This is a genomic window from Ligilactobacillus sp., from assembly GCF_036846325.1.
Taxonomy (GTDB): Bacteria; Bacillota; Bacilli; order Lactobacillales; family Lactobacillaceae; genus Ligilactobacillus.
In genome coordinates, this window is sequence record NZ_DAIUCE010000129.1 from 1 (window position 1) to 3,871 (window position 3,871).

The 3,871-nt window shown below is 50.5% G+C and carries 4 protein-coding genes; 3 read left to right on the plus strand and 1 reads right to left on the minus strand.

Features of this window, described 5'->3' with window-relative positions; genetic code table 11:
- The 3 genes from V7Z60_RS09150 to V7Z60_RS09160 all read left to right on the plus strand — a co-directional run.
- Positions 1-1,232, plus strand: a 1,232-nt coding sequence (locus tag V7Z60_RS09150) for an alpha-L-rhamnosidase-related protein (protein ID WP_442918914.1), incomplete at its 5' end; no start/stop codon positions are given.
- 463 nt (positions 1,233-1,695) lie between these two features.
- Entirely contained in the window at positions 1,696-2,568 is an 873-nt protein-coding gene (locus V7Z60_RS09155; RefSeq protein ID WP_334117513.1) for a DUF6612 family protein, read from the plus strand.
- A gap of 31 nt (positions 2,569-2,599) precedes the next feature.
- Positions 2,600-3,469 carry a DUF6612 family protein gene (locus tag V7Z60_RS09160; RefSeq protein ID WP_334117514.1) on the plus strand — a complete coding sequence of 290 codons (870 nt, stop codon included), beginning with the start codon at positions 2,600-2,602 and terminating at the stop codon, positions 3,467-3,469.
- Between the two features lie 44 nt (positions 3,470-3,513).
- Here the strand turns inward: V7Z60_RS09160 and V7Z60_RS09165 are convergent.
- Positions 3,514-3,871: hypothetical protein (locus V7Z60_RS09165; RefSeq protein WP_334117515.1), on the minus strand; the 358-nt coding region annotated here is incomplete at its 5' end.

Genomic DNA, 3,871 nt, shown 5'->3' on the forward strand with positions numbered 1-3,871 from the left:
CGATTCATGTCAGTGACCCGGATGTGGAAAGGCTGCTTGAAAACATCAGGTGGAGTCAGCGGGGAAACATGATTTCCATTCCGACCGACTGCCCGCAGCGGGAGCGCATGGGCTGGACCGGAGACATGCAGGTGTTTGCTCCGGCATCCACCTTCTATTATGATACGGAGGCGCTGATTTCCCGCTGGCTTCACTGCGTCCGGGCAGACCAGCAGGATGACGGCGAAATCCTCGACTATTCCCCGGCACCACGGGACTTCTTTGAAAATACAGGGTTTACGGGCTCACTGTCATCTGCCGGATGGGGGGATGCAGTCATCATGGTTCCGTGGGCAATGTATCAGCGCTACGGCCACAGGAAGATTCTTGAGGACAACCTTGATGCCATGGTTTCGTGGCACGAATACGAGCGAAGAAGCGCAGCTGAAGGGAAGACCGGATTGGACCGGTACGTGTGGGACAACAAGTTCAACTACGGTGACTGGATGTTTCCAAGCTTCATGATGGAAAATCCCGATCCGATGAAGACTTCGGAAGTGACGAGAGATCTTGTTGGAACAGTATTTCTGGCCCACAGTTCAGAGCTTCTGGGAAAAATCTTCGAGGTGCTCGGAAAGGACGGCTCCGACTTCTTCGAATATGCTGCAAATGTCAGGTCTGCCTTCACGGAACGCTTTGTAACGGATGACGGACGCCTGAGAAACGACTATCAGGGATGCTATGTCCTGGCCCTTGCATTTGACATGGTGCCGGATGGTGTCAGAAAGTCCCTGGCAAAGAGACTGGCGGAGATGATTGAGGAAAACGGCTGCCGGCTTGACACGGGTTTTCTGTCTGTTCCTTATCTTCTTGATGTTTTGTGCGATAACGGCTATGAGAAACTTGCCGCAAGACTGTTCATGCAGGACAAGTGTCCTTCGTGGCTTTATGAGGTGAAAAAAGGTGCGACGACTCTCTGGGAGTCATGGGCATGCATCACGCCGGACGGACATGTCGGGACGTTTTCATTCAATCACTATGCGATGGGGTGCGTCCTTGACTGGTTCGTCCGCAGAGTGTGCGGGCTCAGGCTGCTGGCTCCGGGCGGACGGAGGATTGCCGTAAATCCCGATGTCGATCTTTCGATGGACTTCGAACTTGAATACCGCACTGAATACGGAAAGATCAGGATAGCCAAGGATGGGGACAAGCTTGAGGTTGAAACGACGGGAGAAATTGAGGTTGTAAGATAGGCTGAGAAAAAACACAGTTTGAATCGAAGCCCCAGGTGATTTGCAGTTGACTGCAGATTTCACCTGGGGTTTTGTGTATACGAATAACCGGAAAGAGTGAGAACTGAAATTTACGGGCAAAACGGCGATTTCTTGGATTTGCCCGTAAAAAGCAGCCCTCATGACAGGAGAATTGTCCTGCAGCACAAATGTCCGGATGAAATTTGCAGTTGGCTGAAAAAACGTCCGGATTTTTACTTGAGACACATTTTTTCAATGCTCTTCTCACCTGCTGCCTGTCGGGTAAATGCAGCACCATGCTTCGAAGACCTGCAGGTGCCTCATGCACCGAAGCAGAAACCCGGCTCTGTATTTTACACAATAATCGAATATTAGAAAAAAGTCATATTAAAATAATTATTGAAAAAGATAACGGTTTCTGTTAATGTTAATTTAACAAATATTTCAAAATGGGGGAAGAAATATGAAGAAAAGAATGTTGTTGGCGGCGTCTCTTGTGCTGGTTGCGGGAGGACTTTCAGCATGCGGGAGCAAGAGCGAAAAAAGTACGGACACGGTCAGGAATGCGGTCCACAGGAATGCTGAGTCAAGGGAGGACAAGGCAGTGAACAAGGCGCTTGACGCGTTTTCTTCGCTCAAGGGGGCCAAGATTCAGGATACCGTGCATGTCAAGACGGTGGAGGGAAGTCAGACGAAGAATGTTGAAATGAACATGGGCGTGGAGTATCATGCAGATCCGTTCGGGTCCAAGGCGAGCGTGACCACGGTTGTCAACAGCGAGGTTTCGCATTCAACGGTCATGACCGACGGCAAGGATATGTACCTGCAGCTTTCGAACGTCTATGCGAACGGCAAGACATACCGCAGAACGCTCAAGGGGCAGATCGGATACAACAAGTTTGCCACTGATGCGGCAAATACAGCACCGAAGCTGCTCAAGGCCATGAAGAAGGCCAAAGCGAAGATCACCGTGAAGAACGAAGACGGTGAGACGGTCATTTCCTGCGATGCCTCGAAGAAGAAGCTGACTGACGCTCAGAAGACGGAACTGCTGCGCATCACAAGCCCGGTTGAGAATACGTATGCAAGCTATGAGAAGTCAGAACTTGCGCGGTGGAAATTCGACGAGGTGAATCTTGAGGTGCATGTCGACTCAGACACCAGCCAGCCGAAGAGCTACACGGCAAACGTCACGGCTGTACGCACGGGAACGGACGGTACCAAGAGCACCCGTACGGAATCATTTGACGGAAGATACGTCAGCGTAAACGGAACCGGTGCGGTTGAAATGCCGAAGGAATACATCGATTACGACCAGAATCACACGAAGAACTAGCACTGTATTTTTCAACACGGGGGGAAGATAAATGAGAAGAAAGCTGGCAGTTACGGCCGTGACTCTGCTTGTGGCATGCGGACTGTCCGCCTGCGCAGGCGGCGGTAATGCGAAGAAGACAGGCGGTTCCGGAGACACGACCGTTGACACGGAAAAGAAGGTTTCAAAAAAGGACCGGGTTTTGTCGGAAGCGGTCGATGCAGAAAAGAAGGTAAAGGGCGCCAGAATTGAGACGAGATTCTTCGTCAAGCACACTGGCGACGGGCATGACAACACGGTTTCGTATAAAACGAAAACGGAATATACGGAAAAACCGGTGACGCTCAAGTCAGACGCATCAATCCGTTTCCAGGAAGGAGCCAGGGACAACAAGTACGTTCTGTACTACGACGGAAAGGACCTCTACAATACGGCGATGATTGGCCTTACGCAGGGCAGAAGCTACAGGCAGGCCATCGACAGCGCCCAGTCAAACTACAGGTTCATCGTTCAGAATCCGAATATTGCAAGGGATTATCTTGAAGTCATGAGTGACAACAAGGTCAAGTTCAATCTCAAGGAAGAAGGCGGCGAATATGCGCTGGTATTCAGGGTACCGGAAAATCCTTCCGACAGGCTCAAGAAGGAACTGCTCGAGGTTCTCGGCAGAGATGATGCCACGGCAAAGAGACTCTACAGCACGGATCTGAAGAACGTCAGCTTCACCAATGCCACGTTTAACGTTCATGTGGACAAGAAGACATATGAGCCGAAGTCGTTTGGACTTGAGATGACCACCGTCGTCTCGTCTGCTTCAGGCCGGAAGTTCACGACGCTTCATTCGTTTGACGGCAAGTACTATGACGTCAACAAGGTGGAAAGACAGAAGATGCCGTCCAGGGTTGATGAGGTGCTGAAGTAAGTGTGAGTTTGGCGTTCTGCTTGTGTCAGGAAATACACAGGATGTCAACATATCCGCCTGTGGAAGAATTTGTGAGAAGAATATCCACAGAAAGCAGCTTGTGGATAAGAATGAATAGGATTTGGAAGAAGCAAGGCCCGGATGATTCGCAACTGCGGATCGTCCGGGCTTTGTTTTGCTGTCATAATGGGATTTTCCACCAGGTTTGGTGGGAGAAGTGTGGATTTTTCCACCAGGTTTGGTGGGCGAAGTGCGGATTTTCCACCAGGATTGGTGGGAGAAGTGTGGATTTTTCCACCAGGTTTGGTGGGCGAAGTGTGGATTTTCCACCAAAATTGGTGGGCGAAGCGCAGAATTTTCCACCAGGTTTGGTGGGTGAGACGCGAATTTTCCACCAGGTTT

Excerpts from the sequence above, each read along its gene's own strand:
- V7Z60_RS09155 (WP_334117513.1), top strand. The coding sequence starts at position 1,696 with ATGAAGAAAAGAATGTTGTTGGCGGCGTCTCTTGTGCTGGTTGCGGGA.
- V7Z60_RS09160 (WP_334117514.1), top strand. The coding sequence starts at position 2,600 with ATGAGAAGAAAGCTGGCAGTTACGGCCGTGACTCTGCTTGTGGCATGC.